The organism is Aeromonas sp. R9-2, assembly GCF_040908025.1.
GTDB classification, from domain to species: Bacteria; Pseudomonadota; Gammaproteobacteria; order Enterobacterales; family Aeromonadaceae; genus Aeromonas; species Aeromonas veronii.
This window is the reverse complement of sequence record NZ_JBFOCX010000024.1, coordinates 65,027-89,466: the sequence shown is the minus strand read 5'-3', so window position 1 is coordinate 89,466 and position 24,440 is coordinate 65,027. Positions and strand designations below refer to the sequence as shown.

Here is a 24,440-nt window from a genome sequence, read left to right as displayed (position 1 = left end):
GAATCCAGATCAATTAAACGCTGAATTACCCTTGCCAACCCGGAACGCTCTTTTTATGGTTGCCCCCTTGTTACACCCAGAACAGCGTTTATGAAGCACATCGAAGAGTTCTACCTGTTCGTCAAGGTGGTGCAAGAGGGAGGATTCTCCCACGCTGCAGCCGCACTGGGCATGCCAACAGGCACCATCAGTCGACGCATTTCCCAGCTGGAAGAGCAACTGGGTTGCTCCCTGCTACATCGCTCTACCCGCAAGCTCCGCCTTACCGATGATGGCCTCAGATACTATGAACGTCTCTGCACGCCACTCGCGCAAATCGAGCAGGCCACCAGCGAGATCCAGGGTCAAGAGGCCGATATCACCGGGCTTATCCGGATAGCTGCGCCCATCGCACTCTCCAACACCATCCTCATCGATATGCTGGCCGAATTCGGGCTGCACTATCCCGAGGTACAGTTCGATATCACCCAGACTAATGATCACCAGCACCTGTTCGACAATGATCGGGATCTGGTGTTCTTCAACGGTGAGCTGCCCCAGTCGCTGCCAAATGCGATCTGTCTCGGTCATATCGAGTACGGCCTGTTTGCCTCACCACTCTATTTGACCAAGAAAGGCACCCCCTCCCATCCCAACCAGCTGGAAGAGCACGATCTCATCTACTGCTGGCCTCACCAGCACTGGCAGCTGACCGACAAGGATGGCCAGAGCGTCTGCATCAAACGCAGCGCCAAACTGACCGTCAACCAGACCCAGGCCGCGGTACGCGCAGCCCGACGTCATCTGGGGATCGTCAACGCCCCACTGCATTATCTGAGCAGCTTCCTCCATGACGAGCAGCTGGTGCCGGTACTGACCGACTGGCAAACCGGCAATCGCCCCTTCTACATGTTGTGTTGCCAGCACCAGTTCGCTCCGTTGCGTGTTAAGATGTTCGTTGAATTCGTTGAAAAATACTCAGCACGCTATCGCAATCGGCAGTGGGACAATCAATTTTCACAAGGTGATAGCCTCACCCATTGCATCTGACCGTTAGCGGGCCACACTTATAGCATCCCTTGCCAACAGAGCCTGCCTAACGCCATGAATGTATTGATATGTGATGACTCCGGGTTCGCCCGCAAACAGCTGGCGCGGGCGCTCCCGGCCGACTGGAAAGTCGATTTGCACTACGCAGCCAATGGTCTCGAAGGGATCGAACAGGTGCTGATGGGTCATGGCGATCTCATCTTCCTCGATCTGACCATGCCGGAAATGGACGGTTACGGCGTACTGGAGACCCTCCAACGGGAGGGTCTGCGCAACAAGGTGATCGTGGTCTCCGGGGATATCCAGCCAGAGGCCTATCAACGGGTCATGGGGCTGGGGGCGCTCGATTTCATCAAGAAACCCGCGGCCCCCGAGACCCTGCTCGCCCTGCTCAAAAAGCATGATTTCTGGAGTGCCGCCCCGAGCGGTCAACCAAGCACCCCCGAGCAGCTGACAAGCGGCGTGGTAGCCGATGCAGGCGTCAAGATCACCCCCGAAATCCGCGATGTCTATCAGGAGCTGGCCAACGTCTCCATGGGTCAGGCGGCCGACTTGCTGGCTCGTCTGCTCAACGCCTTCGTGGTACTGCCTATCCCCAACGTCAACGTACTGGAAGTATCAGAGTTGCATATGGCCCTCTCGGCCGCTGCGGATTCAGATACCCTCTCCGCCGTCTGTCAGGGGTTTATCGGAGCGGGGATCGCCGGTGAAGCGCTGATCCTGTTCCATGACTCCAGCTTCAAAGATTTGGCCAAGCTGATGAACCATCAGGGGACGCTGGATCGCACCGCCGAACTGGAGCTGTTGATGGATACCGCCAACGTGCTGATCGGCGCCTTCCTGCGCGGCTACGCCAACCAGCTCGACACCCCCTTCAGTCAGGGCCACCCGGTGGTGCTCGGCCAGCACAGACCCATCAACGAGCTGATCAACACTAACAAGAGTCGCTGGCGCCGCACGCTCGCCATCGAGATCAACTACCGGATCCAGGATTACGCGGTGCAGTGTGATCTGCTGCTGCTGTTTACCGAAGATTCCATCGCCACCATGAACAACAAAATCATGCACATGCTCTAGGAGTGACTATGGAAATCCGTGAATTTCATTGGTTGATGAACATAGTCCAGAACCTGGACGTAGGCCTGGTAGTGCTCGACAAGGAGTACAAGGTACAGGTGTGGAACGGCTTTATGGAGAGCCACAGCGGCCGACTGGCCAGTGACGTGCGCGATGGCGTACTGTTCGAGCTCTTCCCCGATGTGGACAGAACCTGGTTCGAGCGCAAGGCCAACATGGTCTTCAAGCTCAACAACCGCGCCTTCAGCACCTGGGAGCAGAAGCCCTATCTGCTGCGTTTCTCCAACTATCGCCCCATTACCGGCTCGGCCCCCCATATGTTCCAGAACCTGACGCTGGTGCCACTGGCCGATTTCGGCGGTCAGGTGACCCACATCGCGGTGATGATCTACGACGCCACCGATGAGGCCATGCTGATGAGCGGCCAGCGGCAGGCTTGAGCTTGCTGCAAATAACAGAGGGCGCCGCGGCGCCCTCTGTTATTTCGGTATAAACAGGTATCGGTATAACCTCTACCTGACCAGCCGTCTCAACGCGCTCCGAGATACTCGGTGAAGGCGTCGATCACCTCTTCAATATCGTCATCGTTGATTTGCAGATGGGTCACCAGCCGCAGCTCGCCGTAACCGGAGAAGAGGATCCCCCGCTCCTTCATAAAAGCGAGCAGAGGGGCCGATTCCCCCTCATGCAGCCGCAGGAACACCATGTTGCTCTGCACCAGCGAGAGGTCGAGCTCGATGCCCGGCAGTGCAGCCAATCCTTCGGCCAGCCGTTTGGCACGGCGGTGATCATCGGCCAGACGGGTCACGTGCTGCTCGAGGGCAAACAGACCGGCTTGCGCCAGAATCCCCGCCTGACGCATGCCACCTCCCAGCATCTTGCGTAGGCGGCGCGCACGGGCGATGAAATCGTGGCTGCCCACCAGCAGCGAGCCCACCGGTGCGCCCAACCCCTTGGAGAGACAAATCGAGATACTGTCAAACGGTGCAGCGATCACCTCGACCGGGGTCTCGCTGGCCACGGCGGCGTTAAAGAGCCGGGCGCCATCGAGATGAAGCTTCAAACCGCGCTCGGCAACGAATGCCCCCATCTCCTGCAGATAGGAGAGCGGCAGCACCTTGCCGTTGTGGGTGTTCTCAAGGCAGATCAGGCGAGTCTGGACGAAGTGGGCATCATCAGGGGCCAGCGCAGCTTTGATATCATCGAATGCCAGCGTGCCATCGCGCTGCATCGGCAAGGGTTGCAGGGCTACAGAGCCCAGCACGGCACTCCCCTGCGCTTCATAGCGATAGATGTGAGCGGCGTTGCCGAGGATGGCCCCCTCACCGCGCTGACAGTGGCTCATCACCGCCAACAGATTGGACATGGTGCCGGACGGCACAAACAGCGCCGCCTGTTTGCCCAGCAATCTGGCCCCAAAGGCCTCCAGCGCGTTGACGCCCGGATCTTCACCATAGACATCGTCACCGACTTCGGCGTGGAGCATGGCTTGACGCATGGCGTCAGTAGGCTGGGTGACGGTGTCACTTCGTAAATCGATATAGCGCATGAGATCCCTCCTGAAACAGGAGAGTGACGTTAGCCATGCGCCCCTCGCTTGGCAAGGGGCGCATGAGCAGAATGTGAAGCCAATAGACGTCCATAGAACCCGCAGGCGGGATTTACCAAGGCAGCGGCTGACCGTTGAGATCCAGTAGCTGACCCGATTGGGTCAACGATAACCCCTTGATGAGATTGAGCAGTTTCACCGCCACCTCGGCAGGATCCTGCAATTGATCCGCGGGCAACTCGCTCAGAAAGGGGGTATTCATCGGGGAGTCCATCAAGCCGGGCGCAACGGCTACCACCCCTGCTTGCGGGAAACGCTGCGCCCACTCGAGGGCCAGAGTTTTCACCCCCATGTCGAGGGCCGCCTTGCTCATCCGGTAGCTGTAACGCCCCCCCTCCAGATTGGAGGTGATGGAGCCCGCCAGATCAGAGATGGCACAGAGCCACAGTGGATGGTCATTACCCATCAACCGGCTGAAACGGGCAGCCAGCGCCAGCGTTGGCCAGGCATTGGCAAGCAGGCTGTCGCACAGCCACTTGGGGTGCACCTCTTCGACCCGTCGCTCCGGCATAAAGCTGACATCGTGCAACACGCCGATGGTGTTGATCACCACAGTGGGGAGCGGATCGGTGTCGTAGAGGGTAAACAGGGCGTCGAACGAGATGGCGTCCACCTCTTGCAGCGGGAAGAAGGCCCCCATCTCGATCCCTTTTGGATAGGTGCGCCCGGCCAGAAGGAAGGACTCCCCCCTTGCCATCAGCTCTCTTGCCAGCGCCGAGCCCAGCGCACCGCTTCCGAGGATCAAGTAGCTCATCGCCCATTCCATGGAGAGTTATCTTGCTTAGAGCGTATCAGAATAATCAACCGGCCGTGACACGACCAAAGGGTAATATGCCCCTCATCACGCTTCCCCCAGATGGCGACCAAACTCCCGCGCCAGCGCCAAGTCGAGAAAACCGTCAGCTTTCTTGTGGGTGCGCAAAAACTGGTAATAGGCGAGCAGGGTGACCAGTGCCTCCTCATCGGGCAGCCCCACCCCGGGTTGCTGCTCGCCCAGCAGTAGCTGCGCCGCTGCCAGCGCCTCCCTGTCTACCACTTCCGCCTGACGGTAGAGATAACCGCAGCCGGTTGCCAGCCACTCCAGCGAGCAGTTGGCCCCCATGGCGATCTGGTTGGCCCGCGCCAGGCCAGGCTCGGCTCCCTTCAAATATTTGCGGATCAGCGCTTCACTGAGCCCCACCTTGCGGGCAAACGCGCTCACGCTCATCTCCCCGATCAGGCTCTGCAAGCGCTCGGCAAATCCTTCCATCCAACTCTCTCTCCTACTCTGCGATCAGAACCAAAGTTCGAATCATGCCACTGCCCATTATTGCTTTGCCAGCCACATGAGGCCAAGATGCCCGCAGTCATCTATGTTGCACATCGTTTTCGCATCGTGTTTTTCAAGGAGTCAACCATGTCTGTATCCCGTGTCGCCCTGCATCCGCAAGGCCCCACCTTCTCTCGCCTCATCATGGGTTACTGGCGCCTGATGGAGTGGCAGCTCTCTCCGGCCGCTCTGCTCGATCTGATGAAATATCATCTGGATCTGGGGGTCACCACCATCGATCACGCCGATATCTATGGTGGCTACCAGTGCGAAGAGGCCTTTGGTCACGCCCTGCGCCTCGAGCCTTCCCTGCGCAGCCGGATGGAGATCGTCACCAAGTGCGGTATCGCCCTCACCGCCAAGCCGGAGCATGCTCTCAACCACTACAACACCGGCAAGGACCATATCATCGCCAGCGCCGAGGCCTCGCTGCGCAAGCTCGGCACCGACCATCTGGACCTGCTGCTGATCCACCGCCCGGATCCCCTGATGAACGCCGATGAAGTGGCCGACGCCTTTATCACCCTGAAACAGACGGGCAAGATCAAGCAAGCCGGGGTATCCAACTTCACCGCCCGTCAGTTCGAGCTACTGCAATCGCGCCTCCCCTTCCCGCTGGTCACCAACCAGCTGGAGATCTCGCCGCTTCATCAGGAAGGGACCCTCGATGGTACCCTGGATCAGTGCCAGCAGCTTGGCATCAAGCCGATGGCCTGGTCATGTCTCGGCGGCGGCCGACTGTTCAGCGATGACGCCTATGCCCCGCTGCGTGCCGAACTGGAGCAGATCCGTCAGGAAGTGGGCGCCCAGACTATCGAGCAGGTGGTCTACGCCTGGGTAATGATGCTGCCAAGCCAGCCGCTGCCATTAATTGGCTCCGGCAAACGGGAGCGGATTGCTGCCGCCGTGGCCGCCGAATCCATCGTCCTCAATCGCCAGCAGTGGTTCCGCATCCGCAAGGCGGCGCTCGGTTACGACGTCCCCTGATCACAGCAAAACGTCCAGAAACAAAAACGGCATGGGGGAAACCCATGCCGTTTTTTTATTGCCGAGGTACCTTAGCGGTGGCGCTGTTGCGGGCGACCACGGGGAGCATCTGTCTTCGGTTTGGCCTGGTTGACGGTGATGGTACGGCCACCGACTTCTGTGCCATGCAGACCAGCGATGGCCTTCTCGGCATCACCATTGACCGGCATTTCAATAAAACCAAACCCCTTTGACTGGCCGGTATCGCGGTCGATGATGATATCAACCTTGTCGACCTGTCCAAACTGGCTGAACAGGGTTTTCAGTTCGTCGGCCGTCATCCGGTACGACAGATTTCCTACGTAAATCTTCATGCCATCCACTCTCGATTCAAGGTGCCTTCTCTATGCAATTCCCAGCATAACGGTAAGGGCACAACCCCTATGCCGGACCTGCCATGGCTTCATGCCGTGGCCTTCTCCACACTGTCGTCAAGTGATTGATCTCTTGGGTTAACAGTGCAGACAAGATCAATTCGAGTCACTGGCAGTATCTGAGCTTTGCCGGGAATTGTCGAGAAAATAGTCGACTCAGGCCGATTGCAGATCTGACAACCGTTGCGCCAGCATCCGGCGACCGTGCCAGGCCCGTTTAAAGCCGAAGCGATAGACAGACGGGCTCACCAGATGCAGCTCCCCCGCCTTGAGATCCAGCAAGGCCATGGCCGCCGCCAGCTCCTCTTCACTCAGTTGCAGATCGAGGCTGAAGTCGAGCCACTGGCCGTCGTGGCCCACTCGCCGCTCCCGTTCAAGCGCCACCAGCTGGTTGCGGGGCAGCGCCAGCGCCTCATCCTTGTTGCCATTGAGCAGATAGATATGCTGTTCGTCCCACCCCAGCTCCGCCAGGCGCCAAGGCTGCCAGCTGCGGGGCAGCGACACCATGATCCCGGTGATGCCACCAAAGACCACGCCCACCCAGTTGAGCAGCGCCATGGCGCCCCAACCATCCCACAAGGAGGCCGCCACCACGCCCCAACTCACCAGCAACAGCAGAAAAATGACGCAGCGATAGCGAACCGCTGGCGGCATCAACAGCTGCACCTGCGAACCGGCAAGCAAGGATGTAATACGCATGAAAAGCTCCTGTCATCACGAAATGGCGCCATTGTGAATAGCCATCAGGATGCTGACAAGGGGGTTTTCTTTGTCATCCCCCTATAAAATCAATACCATGGCGTAAATGATTCTCAGTGGAACCTGCTTCTTGACCAGCTCGCAACCCTGTGTACGCTTTTGTGGCGTCGACAAATTCTATGGCGACTTTCAGGCTCTTCATCACATCGAACTCACCATTGAACGGGGAGAGAAGTGGGTCATCTGTGGCCCGTCAGGCTCGGGAAAATCGACCCTGATCCGCACCATCAACGGGCTGGAGGGGATCGATGGCGGCCAGCTATTCCTGTTTGGCGAGCCGGTGACCCCTTCCTACCTGCGTCGCCTGCAAGGTCGGGTCGGCATGGTGTTTCAGCAGTTCAACCTCTTCCCCCATATGACGGTGCTGGAGAACCTGATGGTGGCACCGGTGCATACCCTGGGGTTGCGCCCTCAGGAGGCCAAAGCCCGGGCGCTCGGACTGCTCGAGCGGGTGCGCATTCAGGCACAGGCTGACAAGTACCCCCACCAGCTCTCCGGCGGCCAGCAGCAGCGGGTCGCCATCGCCCGCTCCCTCTGCATGCAACCCGAGCTGATGCTGTTTGACGAGCCCACCTCCGCCCTCGACCCCGAGATGATCCGCGAAGTGCTCGATGTGATCCGCGAGCTGGCTGACGAGGGGATGACCCTGATCTGCGTTACCCACGAGATGGGCTTTGCCCGTCAAGTGGCGGATCGGGTGCTCTTTATGGATGAGGGGAAGATCATCGAGTCGGCCCCGCCCGCCCAGCTGTTCAACGCCCCCCGGCACCCGCGAACCCAGGCCTTCCTCGAACAGGTGCTCAGCTATCATGGCTAGGCTCAATCGTTCCCGCCTGCTTGGCTGGCTGTCTGGCACTGTGATGCTCTCTGCGCTACTGGGCTGGGCGCTCTATAGCGGCGCTCGCCAGATGGGCTATGAGTGGCAGTGGCCGCGGGTGTTGCCCTTTCTCGGCGAATGGGATGAGGGAACCTTTTATGCCGGCCCCTTGCTAAACGGCCTGCTGGTCACTTTGCAGGTGGCGCTGCTCAGTCTGTTGGGCACGATGGCGGTCGGGGTGTGCGTGGTCAGCCTGCGGCTGCTTCCCTCCAGACTCGGCCCCTGGCTCGCCATCACCTATCTGGCGCTGGTGCGCACCACGCCCCAGCTGGTGCAACTTTATATTCTCTATTTCTTGCTGGGCCCCATGCTAGGATTGCCCCCCCTTGCCTGCGCCGTGTTGAGCCTCTCCCTCTATCAGGGGGCCTTCACCGCCGAAGTGCTGCGTGCAGGCGTACAGGCCATTCCCAAAGGACAGTGGGAGGCAGCCCAGTCGCTTGGCTTGTCACGGGCCATCACCCTGCGCAAGGTGATCCTGCCCCAGCTGGTGCGCATCACCTTGCCGCCGCTGACCAACGAGCTGGTCTCCCTTATCAAACATTCGGCGCTGGTGAGTGTGATCGCCATCTTCGATCTGACCAACGAAGGGCGTACTCTGGTTGCCGATACGTTTCTGACCTTTGAGGTGTGGTTTACCGTGGCTGCCCTCTATTTGCTGTTAACCCTGACGCTGTCAGCCTGTTCGCGGGCGCTGGCCCGTCACCTGAATCCGGATCAACAAGGACGCTAACCATGACTCTGTCATTCAAGACCACCCTGTCGGGCGCAGCCCTGCTGCTGGCAAGCCTGCTCACTCCGGCACTGGCAGAAACTGCCCCCTCCGACACCCAGGCACAGATCGAGCAGAGCGGTACCCTGCGGGTCGGCATGTCCACCTTCGCCCCCTGGGCGATGCGCGACAAGCAGGGGGCCCTGATCGGTTTCGAGATTGACGTGGCCCGTCGCCTCGCCACAGATAACGGCTGGCAGGTAGAGTTCGTGCCTACCGCTTGGGATGGCATCATCCCCTCCCTGCTGGCGAAAAAATATGACGTCATCATCGGCGGCCTCACCATCACCCCCGAGCGGGAGAAGAGCGTGCGCTTCACCCAGGCCTACTCCCATTCGGGGGTGCAGCTGGCCGCCTCCAGCACCATGGCCAAAGAGAAGAAAACCGTGGCGGACTTCAACCAGCGCGGGGTGATCCTGGCGGTACGCCGTGGCGCCTCACCGGTACAGGTGACAAAAGAACACTTCCCCAAGGCCACCCTGCGCCAGTTTGATGACGAGTCACAGGTATTTCAGGAGGTGCTGAACGGCCGCGCTCACGGCGCCCTCTCCTCTTCCCCGAAACCCGAACAAGAGGCGCTGCGCCACCCGGATGCCCTCTTTATGCCGTTTGCCGAGCCGTTGGCACAAGGCGATGAAGGCTTTGCCCTGCGCAAGGGGGATGATGCCCTGGCTGAGCAGTTCAACGAGTGGATCGCCGCCCGTCAGGCCGATGGCTGGCTCAAGGCGCGCCATGACTACTGGTTCAAGTCGCTGGCGTGGGAAGCGCAGGTCGCCAACCCCTGATGCTGATTGCTCTAAAAGAGACCATCCGGCGCATCGTCCGTGGGGCATGTCGGAACATCAACTGGCTGGATGGGGCGATCGCCCTGATCCTGCTGCTGGCTGGCCTCTGGCTGGCCAGCCGCCTGCACATCGGGGTAGCCTATCAGTGGCGCTGGCATGAAGCCTTCGATCTGCTGTTCACCCCTGGCCCTCACGGCGAGTTGCCCTACTTTTTCAGCGGTCTGCTCACCACCTTGCGCATCGCCCTGCTCGGCATGGTGCTGGCGCTGCTGCTCGGCACTGCGCTGGGGGTAGCCGCCTTCAGCCGCCGCCCCTGGCTGGTGATGCCCGCGACCCTGTTTATCCAGCTGATCCGCAATCTGCCGCCGCTGGTCTTTATCTTCATCTTCTACTTCTTTATCGCCAACCAGCTGCTGCCTTCGAGCGGCCTCTCCCGCTGGCTCGGCACCGTATCACTCTCCCCGTGGCAAGAGGCGCTGTTTGGCCCACCAGCCCGCTGGGAAAACCTCATCTCAGGCACCCTCTGCGTTGGCATGATCAGCGCAGCCTTCGTCGCCGAGATCGTCCGCGCCGGGCTGGCCGCCATCCCCCGTGGCCAGTGGGAGGCGGCGCAGAGCCTCGGGCTCTCCCCCTGGGTGCGGCTGCGCCATGTGATCCTGCCGCAGGCCATGCTACTGATGCTCCCCCCCCTCACCGGCCAGCTCATCGCGCTGGTGAAGGATACCGCCATCGTTTCCCTTATCTCGGTGCAGGAGCTCACCTTCGTCGGCACCGAGATGGCCAACTCCAGCGGACTGGTCTACGAGATCTGGCTGCTGGTGGCCGCGGCCTATTTATTTATATGTTTGAGTCTGTTCGTATTGCTGAGCCGACTCGAAGCAAGACAAGGAGCACGCACATGCTGACGTCCCTGTTGCTGGCGACTGTATTGCAAGCGGAAGCCATCGGCGGTTATGCCGCCGGTTGCCTGAAAAACGGCGTATCCCTGCCCCTTGAAGGGCCGGGTTATCAGGTGATCCGCACCAAACGGCTGCGCTACTACGGCCACCCCGACCTCATCCACTATCTGCAAGCGCTGGCCAACCAGACCCGCATGGCCGGGCTGCCGGATCTCTATATCGCCGATCTGGCGATGGCCCGTGGCGGCCCCTTTACCTCTGGCCATCGCAGCCACCAGACTGGCCTTGATGCCGATATCTGGTTTCGTATGGCCAACCGCCCCATCAGCAAGTGGGAGCAGGATGCCCCCAAGGAGTGGGCACTGATCGACGAACCCAGCTACAAGATGTTGCCGGGTCGCTTTGGCCCCCAGCAGCTCACCCTGCTGCGGCTGGCGGCCAGCAAACCCGAAGTCGCCCGCGTCTTCGTCAATCCAGTGATCAAATCCGCAGTCTGCCAGCAGGCAGGTAGCGAGCCCTGGGTCGCCAAGCTACGCCCCTGGGTGGGCCACTTCAGCCACTTCCACGTACGGCTGCGCTGCCCGGTAGGCAGCCCCGATTGCGAACCACAGGCTCCCATTCCGCCCGGCAATGGTTGCGGGGAAGAGCTGGCATCCTGGCTCAAAGACAAGCCCCAGCTGCCCAAGGTATCCGGCATCAACAAGCGACCTGAGCTACCTGCGCGTTGTGGCAACTGACCCCAAGCTGGTATGGTGATGCACGCTTGGTCGTACACCATCCATGGCGCACTATCGACTCGAAATACCAAAGGAGAACAACAAGATGGCCACATCACTCTGGCGCAGAACCACGCAGAGCCTGTTGACCCTGACCCTGCTGCTCGGCCTGACCGGCTGCGGCATGAACAACATTCCGACCCTGGATGAGCAGGTCAAGGCGAGCTGGGGACAGGTGGAAAACCAGTATCAGCGCCGTGCCGATCTCATTCCCAATCTGGTGGCAACCGTCAAGGGCTACGCCAGCCATGAGCAGGAGACCCTAAAGGCGGTCACCGATGCCCGTGCCCGGGTCGGCAGCGTACAGGTGAGCGATCCTGCCCAGCTCAAGGAGTTTGAAGCGGCGCAGAACCAGCTCTCAAGCGCCCTCTCCCGCCTGATGGTGGTGGTAGAACGCTACCCCGAGCTGAAAGCGGATCAGCAGTTCCTTGCCCTGCAGGCACAGCTGGAAGGAACCGAGAACCGCATCTCGGTGGCTCGCCGCGACTATATCGAGGCGGTGCGCCAGTTCAATACCGAGATCCGCACTTTCCCCGGCGTTATCTGGTCCAAGCTGCTCTACTCGGATCTGGAAGCCAAACCCAGTTTCAGTGCCAAACCCGGTGCCGATGAGGCGCCCAAGGTCAGCTTCCAATGAAGATGATGCTGCGCTGGTTTCTTCCCTGTCTACTGCTCTGGGCCAGTGCCCTGCAAGCGGCACCGGACTTCCCGACGCTGAGCGGACGGGTGGTGGATGAAGCCAGTCTGATGTCCCGCAAACAGGCCCATCAACTGACCCAACAGCTGGCCGCCTTTGAAAAGCGCAGCGGTATCCAGCTGGTGGTGGTCTCCGTCGACAGCCTCGATGGGGAGACTATCGAGGAGTACGGCTACCAGCTCGGTCGCCACTGGGGGATCGGCCAGAAAGGCAAGAACAATGGCGTGCTGTTGCTGATCGCCCAGGATGAGCGCAAGGTTCGCATCGAGGTAGGCTATGGATTGGAAGGCGCCCTGCCCGACGCCATCGCCGCCAACATCATCCATGGCCGCATCCTGCCCGCCTTCAAGCGCGGCGATATGGTGGCCGGGATCATGGCGGGCAGCCAGAGCATCATGAAGGCACTCGCCGGAGAATATCAGCCGGTCGAGCAGCCAAAGAGTGACAACGGTGACGGCCCCTGGCTGTTTATTCTGGTGGTGATTGCGATGATCGTGCTCCACAACCTGCGCGGCGGTGGTGGCGGTGGGCCGGGAGGACGACGTCGGTCGGCCTACATGGCCGGTGGATTGGGTGCCGGCTCCTTTGGTGGTCGCGCCGGCGGCGGATTCAGCGGTGGCGGCGGCAGTTTTGGCGGCGGCGGAGCCTCCGGTGGCTGGTAACAGGAGTAAAGAGACAAATCATGATTTCTAAACAGTTCTTCCACACGCTTCAGGCCAAGGTGCGCGAAGCGGAGCTAGAGACTGATGCTGAACTGGTCACCGTGCTGGCCCCGGCCAGCGATGGCTATCGCTACATTCCCACCCTCTGGGCGGCGCTGCTGGCGATGCTCACCCCGCTGCTGGTGTTCCAGCTCGGCTTCTGGCTCGGCTGGTACGAAATCCTGCTGGTGCAGTGGTCGGTCTGGCTGCTGCTGAGCCTGCTGTTCCACTGGACCCCCATCAAGATGCGGCTCATCCCGAAGAAGGTTCGCCAGCACCGGGCTGCGCTGATGGCTCGCCTGCAATTTGTCGAGCAAGGGCTGCACCGCACCCGCGACCGGCTCGGGGTGCTGATCTTCGTCTCAGCCGCCGAGCACTATGTAGAAATACTGGTGGATGACGGCATCGCCCAGCATATCGACAATGGCCAGTGGCAGGAGATCATCGACGACTTCGTGGCTCGAGTGCGCAACAAGGAGATCGAACAGGGTTTTCTGGAGTGCGTAGAGCGCGTTAGCGCCATTCTGACCGACGCCTTCCCGGCCACCCGGGATCAAAACGAGCTGCCGGACAGCCTGATCATCCTCGACAAGCCCTGATCCGGTTTAAAAAACCGGCATTCTGCACAAGGGTTAGGCATTCGGAAAAGATTATGAAAAATAAGGGGAAAAGAGGTTGACCCACACAGCCCTTTCCCCTAAATTACGCCCCGTTCCAGCGCAACAGCGCAGCGAACGAAAATTTGGTGAGGTGTCCGAGTGGCTGAAGGAGCACGCCTGGAAAGTGTGTATACGGCAACGTATCGAGGGTTCGAATCCCTCCCTCACCGCCAAATTTAAAAAAACCGACCTCAGGGTCGGTTTTTTGCTTTCCGGCAAACGCAAACACCTATGCCGACAAGTGAGCCAGAACCACGCAGTGGCGGATCATCCACGCTCTCCCCCTCGGTTTGCAAAACCCTGATGGTACATCACAGCTTTTCGCATTGCCAGCTCCCGCCCCCTACCTTGCTTTTGTGATTGCCCCACCCGACAAGCGTTCCTTCCAGTCACAACAGGAGCAACAAGATGATTGCAATGCCATCTTATGGCCGCAACACGCCTTCTTTTATGGACGTTACCCAGCGCCCATTAATTGCTCAGCGATTGGATATCATTTTGAAAAACTGATACTTAAGTAGCTACACTAGCGATTATCAACATGCAGGGATGTGTAAAAAATGAGCTTGATTGGCTTGGTACTGGCGTTGATCGCCATCCTTGGCGGCAACATGATCGAGGGTGGTCATCCCAGCGCACTGCTCGATCTGCCCGCATTTCTTATCGTGATCGGCGGTACCATAGGTGCTGCGCTGACCCAGTTCCCCTTCTCCGTCGTCGGCAGCACCATGAAGCGTTTCAAATGGCTGCTCTCCCCCCTCAAGCTCGACATGCATGAACAGGCCCAGTTACTGGAGACCCTGGCAGGCAACGCCCGCCGCAGCGGCATGCTGGCGCTGGAAGGGATGATCGACGAGATCAAGGATCCCTTCCTGAAGAAAGGGGTGCAGATGATGGTTGATGGTTACGAGAAAACCAAGATACACGAGGTGCTGGAGAACGAGATCGAATTTGAACAGGAAGATCTCGAACAGACGGTCAAATTCTATGAAGCCATGGGCGGCTACTGCCCGACCATGGGGATCGTCGGGGCGGTATTTGGCCTGATCCACGCCATGGGTCTGCTAGATGCCCCCGACAAGCTGGGCGGCGCCATCGCGGTGGCCTTTATCGCTACCATCTACGGGGTATCCGCAGCCAACCTGATCTTCTTGCCGTTCGGCAACCGCTACAAGGGGTTTGCCCACCAGATCCGCCACTACAAGGAGATGACCCTGACCGGCATTCTCTGCATCGTTGATGGCGAATCCCAAGCGCGCCTGCAAGTTACCCTCGAACCTTATCTGGGAGGTCACGGTGGCCAAAAAGAAAAAGGCTGAAGCACCGGAGAACCATGAACGCTGGCTGGTCTCCTATGCCGACTTCATGACCCTGCTGTTCGCCCTGTTTGTGGTGCTCTACTCCTTTGCCATGGCCAAGCAGTCCGAAACCCGGGTGCTTATCCAGGGCTTTATCGAGTCTCTGGGTAAAATCGGCCTCATCTCCCCGCCTGCCGGCTCACCCTTGATGCAGGGGGGCACAGGGATTCTCGAGCCGGAATCAAAAACCACGCCGAGCAGCCCGAAAGAGGAGACTGTGCTGGAGAAAGATGCCCCCATGGCGGCATCGGACCCCTTCAACGAGACCATAGGTGCCTCGGAAAAACCGAGCGCCACCGAAGCCTGGCCCCACAAGACCCAGGAGCAGGAGTGGGTGCAGGTGACCAAGCAGAAGCTGGAGCAGCAGCTAAAGGCCCAGATCGAATCGAAGGATCTCGAGGTCGAGCAGCTTGGCAGCCAGCTAGTGATCCGCATCGGCGAGAAGGCGCTATTCCCCTCTGATTCGGCGTTCCTGCAGCCCCAGTTCATCCCGCTGGTCAACAAGATCGCCGGCATTTTGGCCAACATCCCGGGGCAGGTAGTGGTCACCGGTCATACCGACAACTCCCAGGCGCCGGTGGAGCTCTATCGCAACAACTGGGAGCTCTCGGTGCTGCGGGCCTCTTCCATCGTGCAAACAATGCTGACCAACCCCCAGCTGGATGCCAGACGAGTCATCGCTCAGGGTGTTGCCGACACCCAACCCCGCTTTGCCAATGACACCCCCGAACATCGCCAGGCGAATCGCCGGGTCGATATCACCCTCTCTCAAGGCAAGGCAGCAGAAGAGTCGCTGCAACTGCTCAAGCCCTGACTCCCGCTTCGCGCGGGAGCCTCTTTTTTAAAAACAAATAACTCAATAATATCAACACCATAAGTTCTTAATGATAATGATTGCCATTTATTGTCAAGTGGTCAGGCCTCTGCAATAATGCCGCCCTTCAGGCTTAAATAAAAACAATTATCATTATGAACAAACTGCTTCAGGCATGGCCGGCACTCCTGTGTGCCTCCGCTGGCGCGGCCGATCTTCCCCCTGTGGAGAAGGCTCGCAGCGACGACACCATCATTGTCACCGGGCAACGGGTACAACAGAAACTCTCCGATGTTTCCGGCTCCATTACCGTCATCACCCAGGAAGAGCTGGACCGTCAGGTCGCCAGCGAGCTGACCCATGTGTTTCGCAAGATCCCCGGTGTCTCGGTCACCGGCTCTGCTGGACGACCGCAAAACATCAGCGTGCGCGGCATCGGTGGCAACCGCATCCTGCTGATCAAGGATGGAGTGCGCGTCAGCGACGGCTTTGGCGCCGACAACATCAATGACAAGGTGGGTCGCTTCAACTTCGATCTCGACGACATCAAGCAGATTGAGGTGGCCAAGGGGGCCGGTTCCTCCCTGCATGGCTCCGATGCCATCGGCGGCACCGTGGTGATGAATACCAAGCAGCCGGAAGATTATCTGCAACAGCAAGATAGCTATCTGGCGGCCAAAACCCTCTACGGTGGCGACAGCAACAAGAAGAAGCTCAGCATGACCGGCGCTGTGCGGGCGTTGGAGAGCGAACATCTGTTGCGCCTCTCCGGCTGGCGCGGCAACGAAACCGCCAACTTTGAAGAGAGCCGCATTCCGGCGGATCTGGATGGCATGAGTGCCTCCACCAGCAGCCGCCTCCCCCTCAATGCCCATCACGCTCTGCGGCTGGAGCTGGACTACTACGAGGATCACGCCAAACGCCAGATGGGCCCAAAGGCGGTGCCCCAACCCGATGGCAGCTGGGACGTGATCGGTTTTCAGGAAGATGGCGATCAGCGCACCCAGGGCGGCAAGTTCAGCTGGGAAGCCAGCGATCTGGGCATGGTCGATACCCTCAACTGGAGCCTGTTTGGCAATCAGTCACGCAACGAAGCCAACCAGCGCCAGCTGCTGCGCAACGATGCCCTGAGCGGCTATCCCAGATATCGCAGCCAGCGCACCCTCTCCACATTCGAGGAGCTGCGCCTTGGCAGTGAGCTGGAGCTGCAGAGCAAGCTGAGCACCGGCTCGCTGGATCACACCTTCAGCTACGGTGTGGAGCTGGAGCAGGCCAACCACGAGCGGCCGGTCAACAATCTGACCCTGGAAGATGGCATCACCACCCAGGGACAGAAAGCCCCCTTCAGCAAGGCCGAGACCCGCCGCGATGGCATCTGGCTGAGCGATGTGATCGATCTGGGCAGCTGGCAGTTTACCCCGACCCTGCGCTTTGACCGCCAGCGCCTGCGCGCACCGGACAGCAATCTGGCCGAGAACCACAGCGACCACATCTCCCCCAGTGTGGCAGCCAGTTACCGCTTCAACGAGACATGGCGCAGCTGGCTCAGCTATGCCAACGGCTTCCGCGCCCCCGCTTACGATCAGGTTTACGGCAACATTCCTCACTACTTTGCCATGCCGCCATTCGAGATCATTGCCAACCCCAACCTCAAGGAGGAGACCAGCCACAGTCTGGAGTGGGGAGTGAATGGCCAAAGCGACAACTGGAGCGTCAAACCGGCCGTTTTCTACAACCGCTACTACAACTTCATCGACTGGCGCCAGACCGGTTTTCGCCTCGATGACGGTGTCTTCCTGCGCCAATATCGCAACGTTGCCAAAGCAGAAACCTGGGGCGCCGAGCTGGCCGCCAGCCTCTGGCTGAGCGACGAGTGGGAGCTTTCGACCAATCTGGCCTGGATGGATGGCAAGGATCACCGCGGTGAGCCGCTGCGCACCCAGACACCGCTGGAAGGCAACACCACCCTGCGCTGGCAACAGCTCGACTGGGGGGTTGAGCTCAGTGGCAACTATGCCGCCGCCATGACCAAGGTGCCCCAGTGCGCCAATGCGCAGACTGGCTACAACGGTGCCTGCCAGAGCAGCGCAGGCTGGTTCAGCCTGGACCTCACCGGCGACTGGCAGATCACCGAGGCGCTCAAGGTCAATGCCACCATCGGCAACCTGCTCGATACCCGCTACGTCCGCTATCAGGATGTGGCCGGACTCCCGGCTGGCAGCGACACCTCCCTCTACAGCCAGAGCGGCCGCTACCTGTCAGCCAGCCTCAGCTACCGTTTCGTGGGGATGTGATGAAACATCATGCAATCATGGCGGCCCTGTTAGCCGTCCCGTTGGCGTGGGCGCAAGAGGCCCTGCCACCGCCGATCCCGTCCCAGCCACACCTGATTTCAGGCAATCCCGTACGCCAGGATCCCTACTTCTGGTTGCGGGACGAGAGCCGCAGCAACACGGCCATTCTCGCCCTGCTCAAGCAGCAAAATCGCTGGAGCGAGCAGCAACTCGCCGCGCAGCAGCCGCTGGAAGCAACCTTGCGCGCCGAGTTTGCCCGTCATCCGGCGGGGGAATCTGTGCCAGACAACTGGCTTGTCCGCGGCGATCAGGCATGGCAACTGCGCCCGGATGGCTCACTCTGGCAACGCCACGGGGGCAAGGTGCAGCAGCGGCTTCCCACCAGAGCGGGTGAGGGCTATTACGAAGCGGGCGGCTGGGCCCTGAGCCCGGATAACCGCACGCTGGCCATCGCCGAAGACAGGCGCGGCGATCTCGACTATCAGGTCACCCTGCTCGATCTCCAGAGCGGCAAGGCGCTGGCCAGTTTGGCGCAGCGCAGCGCTGATCTCGCCTGGTCACAAGATGGTCGCACCCTCTACACCATCGCCAACGAGCGCAACACCCTGCGCCCCTGGCAACTGCGCGGCTGGCAGGATGGCCAGGAGCAGACTCTCTATGAGGAGCAGGATCCCGCCTGGCTGCTCAGCCTCTATCGCACCACGGATGGCCAGCATCTGGTGTTGCAGGGCAACAACCACGACAGCTCGGAGCAATACCTGCTCGACTCGGGCAAGCCGCAGCAGGTCAAACCCCGCCAGCGCGGGGTGGAATACTATCTGGACAGTCAATCCGGCTGGGTGATCAAGAGCAACCGGGAGGGGGCATTTGCCCTCTACTCAGCCAACACGCCGCTCGGTGAGTGGCAGCGCCTGTGGCCCGCCAAAGGGGAGGATCTCGGCGATCCCGAAAAGTGGCGACTGTTTGATCGCCATCTGGTGGTGCAGTTTCGCCAACAGGGGGAGGATTGGCTCGCCCTGCTCGATCGCAACGGCCATGAACGCCAGCGCCTGCCGCTGGCCAGTGGCGCAGGAACCGGCTGGCTGCAAGGAGAACATGACCCAGCCAGCGACCGTATTCTGGTGCGCAGTCAGGGCTTGAGCCAGCCCCCCGGCCAACGCTGGCTGGATTTGACCAGCGGCCAGTGGATCAACGACCAGCACACCGCAGGCAATAAAGCATTGCCCTATCAGAGCGAGCGGCGCTGGATCACCTCTGCCGATGGCACCCGGGTGCCTGTCTCGCTGGTGTGGCGCAAGGATCTGGCCCCCCACGCCGTGCTGCTCTACGGCTATGGCGCCTATGGCACGCCGATGCGCCCCTACTACCAGAAAGAGCTGTTAAGCCTGCTGGATCGGGGTTTTGTCTACGCCATCGCCCATGTGCGCGGCGGCGGCATGCTGGGGGAGCAGTGGACCCGCGACGGACGGGGCATCCACAAGCAGAACGGCATCAGCGACTTTATCGCAGCCGGTCACGCCCTGCGCCACTGGTCGCCCGACTCTGCTCCCCTGCCCCTGTTTGCCATGGGGGGCAGCGCGGGGGGCACGCTGGTTGCTGCGGCCCTCAACCAGCAACCTACACTCTTTAGTGGCGCAGTGTTGCAGGTTCCCTTCGTCGATATGCTCGGCACCATGAGCGATCCTGCCCTCCCCTTGACCCGTCAGGAGTATCAGGAGTGGGGCAACCCGGCCAAGCCCGCAGAGTATCAGGCGATGCGCCGCATCAGCCCCTACGACAACCTGCACCGCGCCCCCTACCCGCCCCTGCTGGTCACTACCGCCCTGCACGATAGCCAGGTGCCCTACTGGGAGCCGGTCAAGTGGCTGGCCCGCCTGCGGGAGCACAGCACGGGCTCCGGCCCCTACCTGCTGCTGACCGAACTGGAGGGAGGCCACCGCGCCGGTGGTGGCGATCGGGCTCGTGAATTTGCCTTCTTGTTGCATCTGGCGGGGATAAATCAATGACCCTGCCGCTGATTGGGAGTACCACTATGAAACCCCTGTTGCCCGCCCTCTTGCTGGGGCTGGCTGGCTTTGCCACTCAGGCCGCCGAACTGCGTTTTGTCGAACAGGACGCCCCGGCCGATACCCGCCTCTGGCTCGAACAGCAGCTCGGCGTCACCCTGAGTGATGCCCCGGCCTATCAGCGCCAAGGCAAGCTGGGCCACTATCTGCATTATCGTCAGCAGCTCAATGGCGCACCGATCGCCGGCCTGATGGCCGCCGTCAGTCTCGATGAGCAGGGTCGCCCGTGGCGCCTTTATCACAATACCCGGCTGATGCAGGCACAGGCGACGCCATGTGATGAAGCAAGCCGCGCCGGGGTGGATGCCTATACCGCCACGCTGGATGGTACGGTGTGGAAATTCGCTGGCAGTGACGAAGCCCAGCCTTGGTACTGGCAGGATGGCGACACACTGACTGCGGCCTGGCGTCTGCTGGCGGTGGAAAGCCAGCCGGGCAACAGCAAGAGCAGCTACTGGCAACTGTTTGTCACCTGCGATGGCAGCGCCCTGCTGGGGCGCACGCTGCAAGAGGCCAACACCCGTGCCGAAGCGATCCCGCTGGCAGGGGAAGCGGCTACGGTGCAGGCCCGCATCTTTGCCCTCGACCCACGCACCCAACTGCAAGATGGCAACCTGCTGTGGCGCCACGATCTGGTGCTGGACAACCGGGCCTATCGCACCGTGCAGCTCACGGTACAAAAGGTGGATGACACCTACCAGCTAAATGGCCCACGCGCCCGGGTCGTGGACGGCACGGCGCCGGAAACTGCCCCCTTTAGCAGCCCTGATGCCGATGGCTTCCAGCTGGATCACCAGCAGCCCGCCTTCCTCGATATCAATGGCTACTACCATCTGGATCTGGCCCAGCGCCATGTGGAATCCCTTGGCTACCCAACGCTGATGGGCGGCCCCCTGGCCATCGATACCGATGCCGGGGAGCAGGACAACTCCCTCTATGACCCCTTCCTGCGCCGGTTGGAAATTGGCCGGATAGGGGTGCCCGACGCGGAAGATCCCATGGTGATCTGGCACGAGTTTGGCCATGCGGTGCAGCACCATATCCTGCCCGACATGGGAGAAGAGGGTGACTGGGGCGCCATCGGCGAGGGCTTTAGCGACTATCTGGCCGCCAGCTGGCGCCAGCGTAGTCCAGAGGCTCGCCAGTTCGAGCCTTTCATGGTCTTCAACTGGGATGCCAGGATCAGCGGCCGGACGCCCCGTCAGCTCGATGATCTGCGGGCGCGCTATCATCCGGGCTTCCTCTATCCGGCTCACCTCACCATCAACGGCAGCAACGGCGATCAGCTGTGGGGCACCCCGCTCTTCACCGCGCTGCGCCAGGCCGTTGAACAATATGGCGAGGTAGCCCGTGACGAGTTCGATACCCTGCTGATTGAATCCCACTTCGGCCTCGGCCCGCAGGTGCGGATGCCCCAGCTGGCGCGGGTCACCGTGGATACCGCCAACCGCCTCTATCCGGACCGCAGCTATGGCAAGCTGCTGGAGCAGGCCTTCCGCCACCACGCCCTGCTGCCCACTCCCATCGCGGCCCGCCTTGCCGATGACAGCTACCTGCTGCCCGGGGAGAAAAAGAGCCTAGCCATCGAATTGACCAACCAGAGCGGCCGCCCCCTGACCGTGGCTGACGCCAGCCTGCTCCCGACCAAGGGGCTCATGGGTGACGGTCACTGGCAGGGAGCGCTCAACGCCGATGGCACCGCCCGCTGGACCCTGCCGCTGGAAGCAGCGAGCAACCTGACCTGTGGCGAGGCAGTCACCTTGCCGCTGCAGTTCCAGCTCACCCTGCCCAGCCCCACCGAGCGCCAGACCAGCCTTGACCTGCAACTGCCGATCGGTGAACCGCTCTGGCAGCGGGCCATCGGCCAGGGTGGCCAGATCAAAGATGCGGTGAGCGGTGAGCGGCACGGCCTGTCCCGCTTCACTCTCACCCTGCCCGAGAGCAAGGCCCGCATCGACAGCGGATTCGTGGTTGCCCTCGATCTGGAGCACAGCAAGCTGGAGCAGCTGGAGATCTGGCTCACCTCCCCTTACGGCACCCGGATCAGCCTGTGGAACAAGGGTTACGCCAGCCATACCCGGCTCAAGGGGGAGTTCCCCCGTGAACTGGTACCGTTCGAATCACTCGATAAGCTGCACGGCGAACCGCTCGCTGGCCGCTGGCTGCTGGAGATCAACGACACCAGCGCCGGTGACACCGGTCAGTTGCGCAACTGGCGGGTAGCCCAGCAAGTCGGCGCCCGCTGTGACAAGGATGAAGCCCTGCCCAACACCGGCATCATTCCCCTTGAGCAGGATGAAGGGGGTGGCGGCACGACTTCCCCCCTGCTGCTGTTGCTGGCCCTCTGGCACCGCCTCTGGCGTCGGAGCACCCCGCGCCGTTGAATCCTGTACCACGGGGGTTACCGCCCCCGTGAACCTGTGACCGAATCAAGGAATGTGAAGTGAAACCATCCGTACTGGTTATTGCAACCCTCTCAGCCCTGCTCAGCGCCTGTGGCGGCGGGGAAGATAACGCACCACTGGCGCTCCCGGACTACCGGGTCGATGTCGCCCTGCCGACTGCCGGTACCCTGTGCGCCGATCTGGATCAGAACTGGCAATGTGATCCCGCCGATCCTGCCGTCAGCGGCGAAGGCGCTGTGGCCCTGGTCAGCCGTTCGGCCAACATCGTCAACTCGCCCCTGCTTTTCGTACCGAGGAGCGGAGGCCTGCTGCTGGCACATCCGGCCGCCAAAGGGGATCCACAACGGCTGCAACCGACCCTGCTCAGTACCCTGTGGCAGAGCCGCATTGCCGAAGGGGTGGCCGCCGATCGCGCACTGGCGCAGCTGTTGGCCGATCTCGCGCCGCTGCAACCGGGCAGCGACCGCGCGGCCCTCGCGGGTCTCGGCCAGTTTGATCAGGCGCTGCAGCAGGTGGCGATCAGCTTGCAGCAACAGGCCCGCGCACGACTTGCCAACGCCAAGGAGACCCAGTTGCTCACCACCAGCTATCGCGCCATCAGCCTGATGCTGGAGCAATTGGCTCAGGAGTGGCAGCGCAACGGCCAGTTTGCCGAAGAGACCCAAAGCGAGCTGCTGACCCTGCTGGTGCAACAGCAGCCACGCAACCTGCTGACCGTCACCGGCGTCACCACCTTCAGCGATGGCAACGATCCGCTGCTGGAACAGGAGCCCGACGACTATCCGGGACAAGATGCCAGCTGGAATCGCACTCGTCCCCAACTTGCCTATCGCAAGCTCGATGATCGTGGTCAGATTCTCCCCGACAACGCGCCGAGCTGGCAGTGCGTCAAGGATCTCAATACCGGTCTGGTGTGGGAGGTCAAATCGGATGATCCCTTGAGCCCGGCCTGGAAAAGCAGACCCTTTGCCTATGAGGATGAGCAGTTCAAGGCGACCGCAGGCGAGCAGCAAGCGGCCTACCAGCATATTCATAAGAGGATCGAACAGCTCACCGCCGAAGGAGATCTGGCGGCCCTCGCCCGGGCACAGGCGCTGACCTCCATGCTGACCACCCGCGCGTATCAGCAGTGGCTCAATGGCGAGCAGCACTGCGGCATCAGCCAGTGGCGGCTGCCCACCATGGGTGAGCTGATGTCACTGATGCACTACGGTAGCCTGGCCAAGGACCCGCTGGGTCAGCGCATCATCGTGGATACCCGTTACTTCCCGGATATCGCCTCCTCGGAAGATGACACCTACCATGGCTACTACTGGAGCGCCACCAGCAACACCGCCCAGCGCTTCTCCGGTGGCCCCATCAGCAAACGCACAGTCCTGCTCCTGGGAGAAGATGCGGGCACCACCTATCCCGCATTGGTGCAGCAAGATACCTATATCGAGCTGATGCAGGTACGACTGGTCGCCACTCCCCAATAATCCGAGGAATATCATGAGCCTTTATCGCTTTTCATTCGCCATGCTGGCACTGCTGGCCCCCCTGGCCCACGGTGCTGCCATTTGTGATGACACTATGGATCGCACCGCCCCCTCTGCCCGTTTTCTTGACCATGGCAACGGCACCGTCACGGATCAACACACCGGCCTCACCTGGATGCGCTGCAAACTGGGACAGACATGGAGTGGCAGCAGTTGCCTGGGGGAACCGACCGTTTACTACTGGCAGCAGGGGCTGCAAGTGGCGGAGCGGATCCGCAGTGACAGCAGCCATGCTCTCTATCACTTCGGCGGTATCAGCCAGTGGCGTCTGCCCGACATCAAGGAGCTGGCGACCCTGGTCGAGCACGCCTGCTACAAGCCCTCTCTCAATGAAGCCATTTTCCCGCGCGCCATGGCGGGGGGCGGTAAAGAGGTCAATGAGGGCTATGTCTATCTGATGAGCAGCACGGTAACCTCCGCCAATGGTCAGCGGGCGTATCTGGATATTACCTCGGGAGATATCGGTCTTCGCTCCATTGGCGCCTACCCGGATCAGGTCTTGTTGGTCGCCAATAAACCCTGACCGCCCCACGCTCGAAACCGGAGCGCGATGACAGGAGAGGCTTGAAAGCCTCTCTTTTTATTGCTCTTGCCGCCCCCTCTACCTCACCCGCCATCA

General features: G+C 60.9%; 24 protein-coding genes and 1 tRNA gene. 20 read left to right on the top strand and 5 right to left on the bottom strand.

The genetic code is table 11. The annotated features are described in order from the left end of the window. Positions 1-90 precede the first annotated feature (90 nt). From AB5Y71_RS09535 to AB5Y71_RS09525, 3 genes are read left to right on the top strand one after another with little or no spacing between them, the layout of a single operon-like run. Entirely contained in the window at positions 91-1,029 is a 939-nt protein-coding gene (locus tag AB5Y71_RS09535; protein ID WP_005337171.1) for a LysR family transcriptional regulator, read from the top strand. Between the two features lie 54 nt (positions 1,030-1,083). Further along, complete coding sequence (locus tag AB5Y71_RS09530) at positions 1,084-2,106, top strand: response regulator (protein WP_335819690.1); 1,023 nt, start codon at positions 1,084-1,086, stop codon at positions 2,104-2,106. Positions 2,107-2,114: 8 nt separating this feature from the next. Further along, on the top strand, positions 2,115-2,546 hold the full coding sequence (locus AB5Y71_RS09525; protein WP_346211972.1) for a hypothetical protein: 432 nt from the start codon (positions 2,115-2,117) through the stop codon (positions 2,544-2,546). 89 nt (positions 2,547-2,635) lie between these two features. On the opposite strand, the gene ltaE is transcribed toward AB5Y71_RS09525, so the two are convergent. The 3 genes from ltaE to AB5Y71_RS09510 all read right to left on the bottom strand — a co-directional run bounded on the left by ltaE (position 2,636) and on the right by AB5Y71_RS09510 (position 4,964). Next, positions 2,636-3,655 (bottom strand): low-specificity L-threonine aldolase, encoded by a 1,020-nt coding sequence (gene ltaE / locus AB5Y71_RS09520; protein ID WP_069527969.1) that lies wholly within the window; start codon positions 3,653-3,655, stop codon positions 2,636-2,638. 112 nt (positions 3,656-3,767) lie between these two features. Continuing rightward, on the bottom strand, positions 3,768-4,469 hold the full coding sequence (locus tag AB5Y71_RS09515) for a short-chain dehydrogenase (RefSeq protein ID WP_307896650.1): 702 nt from the start codon (positions 4,467-4,469) through the stop codon (positions 3,768-3,770). An 87-nt stretch (positions 4,470-4,556) separates the two neighbouring features. Next, complete coding sequence (locus tag AB5Y71_RS09510; protein WP_005351138.1) at positions 4,557-4,964, bottom strand: helix-turn-helix transcriptional regulator; 408 nt, start codon at positions 4,962-4,964, stop codon at positions 4,557-4,559. Positions 4,965-5,111: 147 nt separating this feature from the next. Between AB5Y71_RS09510 and AB5Y71_RS09505 the strand changes: the two genes are divergently transcribed. Further along, positions 5,112-6,011 (top strand): aldo/keto reductase family oxidoreductase, encoded by a 900-nt coding sequence (locus AB5Y71_RS09505; RefSeq protein WP_368171462.1) that lies wholly within the window; start codon positions 5,112-5,114, stop codon positions 6,009-6,011. Positions 6,012-6,082: 71 nt separating this feature from the next. On the opposite strand, the gene AB5Y71_RS09500 is transcribed toward AB5Y71_RS09505, so the two are convergent. Then, positions 6,083-6,364: an RNA-binding protein gene (locus AB5Y71_RS09500; protein WP_005337180.1), complete on the bottom strand. Its 282-nt coding sequence runs from the start codon at positions 6,362-6,364 to the stop codon at positions 6,083-6,085. 216 nt (positions 6,365-6,580) lie between these two features. Then, positions 6,581-7,123 (bottom strand): hypothetical protein, encoded by a 543-nt coding sequence (locus tag AB5Y71_RS09495; RefSeq protein ID WP_058057416.1) that lies wholly within the window; start codon positions 7,121-7,123, stop codon positions 6,581-6,583. A 106-nt stretch (positions 7,124-7,229) separates the two neighbouring features. Between AB5Y71_RS09495 and AB5Y71_RS09490 the strand changes: the two genes are divergently transcribed. The 16 genes from AB5Y71_RS09490 to AB5Y71_RS09415 all read left to right on the top strand — a co-directional run bounded on the left by AB5Y71_RS09490 (position 7,230) and on the right by AB5Y71_RS09415 (position 24,344). After that, on the top strand, positions 7,230-8,000 hold the full coding sequence (locus AB5Y71_RS09490; RefSeq protein WP_368171461.1) for an amino acid ABC transporter ATP-binding protein: 771 nt from the start codon (positions 7,230-7,232) through the stop codon (positions 7,998-8,000). Beyond that, positions 7,993-8,790 (top strand): amino acid ABC transporter permease, encoded by a 798-nt coding sequence (locus AB5Y71_RS09485; protein WP_368171460.1) that lies wholly within the window; start codon positions 7,993-7,995, stop codon positions 8,788-8,790. Before AB5Y71_RS09490 ends, AB5Y71_RS09485 begins: the two co-directional genes overlap by 8 nt. Positions 8,791-8,792: 2 nt before the next feature. Continuing rightward, entirely contained in the window at positions 8,793-9,614 is an 822-nt protein-coding gene (locus tag AB5Y71_RS09480; protein WP_368171459.1) for a transporter substrate-binding domain-containing protein, read from the top strand. After that, complete coding sequence (locus AB5Y71_RS09475) at positions 9,614-10,519, top strand: amino acid ABC transporter permease (RefSeq protein WP_206876978.1); 906 nt, start codon at positions 9,614-9,616, stop codon at positions 10,517-10,519. Before AB5Y71_RS09480 ends, AB5Y71_RS09475 begins: the two co-directional genes overlap by 1 nt. Then, a complete protein-coding gene (mepA, locus tag AB5Y71_RS09470; protein ID WP_123172884.1) occupies positions 10,513-11,250 on the top strand; it encodes a penicillin-insensitive murein endopeptidase in 738 nt (245 codons plus the stop codon). The genes AB5Y71_RS09475 and mepA overlap by 7 nt, the downstream gene beginning before the upstream one ends. Positions 11,251-11,335: 85 nt before the next feature. Then, positions 11,336-11,926 carry a LemA family protein gene (locus AB5Y71_RS09465; RefSeq protein ID WP_005346564.1) on the top strand — a complete coding sequence of 197 codons (591 nt, stop codon included), beginning with the start codon at positions 11,336-11,338 and terminating at the stop codon, positions 11,924-11,926. Next, the gene (locus AB5Y71_RS09460; RefSeq protein ID WP_368171458.1) at positions 11,923-12,648 is read left to right on the top strand and encodes a YgcG family protein; all 726 of its coding nucleotides are present in this window, start codon (positions 11,923-11,925) and stop codon (positions 12,646-12,648) included. The genes AB5Y71_RS09465 and AB5Y71_RS09460 overlap by 4 nt, the downstream gene beginning before the upstream one ends. 20 nt (positions 12,649-12,668) lie before the next feature. Next, positions 12,669-13,286 carry a TPM domain-containing protein gene (locus AB5Y71_RS09455; protein ID WP_005337196.1) on the top strand — a complete coding sequence of 206 codons (618 nt, stop codon included), beginning with the start codon at positions 12,669-12,671 and terminating at the stop codon, positions 13,284-13,286. 145 nt (positions 13,287-13,431) lie between these two features. Beyond that, positions 13,432-13,519, top strand: a tRNA-Ser gene (locus AB5Y71_RS09450). A 387-nt stretch (positions 13,520-13,906) separates the two neighbouring features. Next, positions 13,907-14,665: a flagellar motor protein gene (locus AB5Y71_RS09445; protein WP_042056089.1), complete on the top strand. Its 759-nt coding sequence runs from the start codon at positions 13,907-13,909 to the stop codon at positions 14,663-14,665. Beyond that, positions 14,643-15,518, top strand: a complete 876-nt coding sequence (locus AB5Y71_RS09440) for a flagellar motor protein MotB (protein ID WP_194496089.1) — start codon at positions 14,643-14,645, stop codon at positions 15,516-15,518. Before AB5Y71_RS09445 ends, AB5Y71_RS09440 begins: the two co-directional genes overlap by 23 nt. 155 nt (positions 15,519-15,673) lie before the next feature. After that, a complete protein-coding gene (locus AB5Y71_RS09435) occupies positions 15,674-17,812 on the top strand; it encodes a TonB-dependent hemoglobin/transferrin/lactoferrin family receptor (protein ID WP_307896645.1) in 2,139 nt (712 codons plus the stop codon). Beyond that, on the top strand, positions 17,812-19,818 hold the full coding sequence (locus AB5Y71_RS09430; protein ID WP_368171457.1) for a prolyl oligopeptidase family serine peptidase: 2,007 nt from the start codon (positions 17,812-17,814) through the stop codon (positions 19,816-19,818). Before AB5Y71_RS09435 ends, AB5Y71_RS09430 begins: the two co-directional genes overlap by 1 nt. Next, positions 19,815-22,262 (top strand): proprotein convertase P-domain-containing protein, encoded by a 2,448-nt coding sequence (locus AB5Y71_RS09425; RefSeq protein ID WP_368171456.1) that lies wholly within the window; start codon positions 19,815-19,817, stop codon positions 22,260-22,262. Before AB5Y71_RS09430 ends, AB5Y71_RS09425 begins: the two co-directional genes overlap by 4 nt. A gap of 59 nt (positions 22,263-22,321) precedes the next feature. Then, positions 22,322-23,761, top strand: a complete 1,440-nt coding sequence (locus AB5Y71_RS09420; RefSeq protein WP_368171455.1) for a DUF1566 domain-containing protein — start codon at positions 22,322-22,324, stop codon at positions 23,759-23,761. Between the two features lie 13 nt (positions 23,762-23,774). After that, positions 23,775-24,344, top strand: coding sequence for a DUF1566 domain-containing protein (locus tag AB5Y71_RS09415; protein WP_005351118.1), 570 nt, complete (start codon positions 23,775-23,777; stop codon positions 24,342-24,344). Positions 24,345-24,440 lie beyond the last annotated feature (96 nt).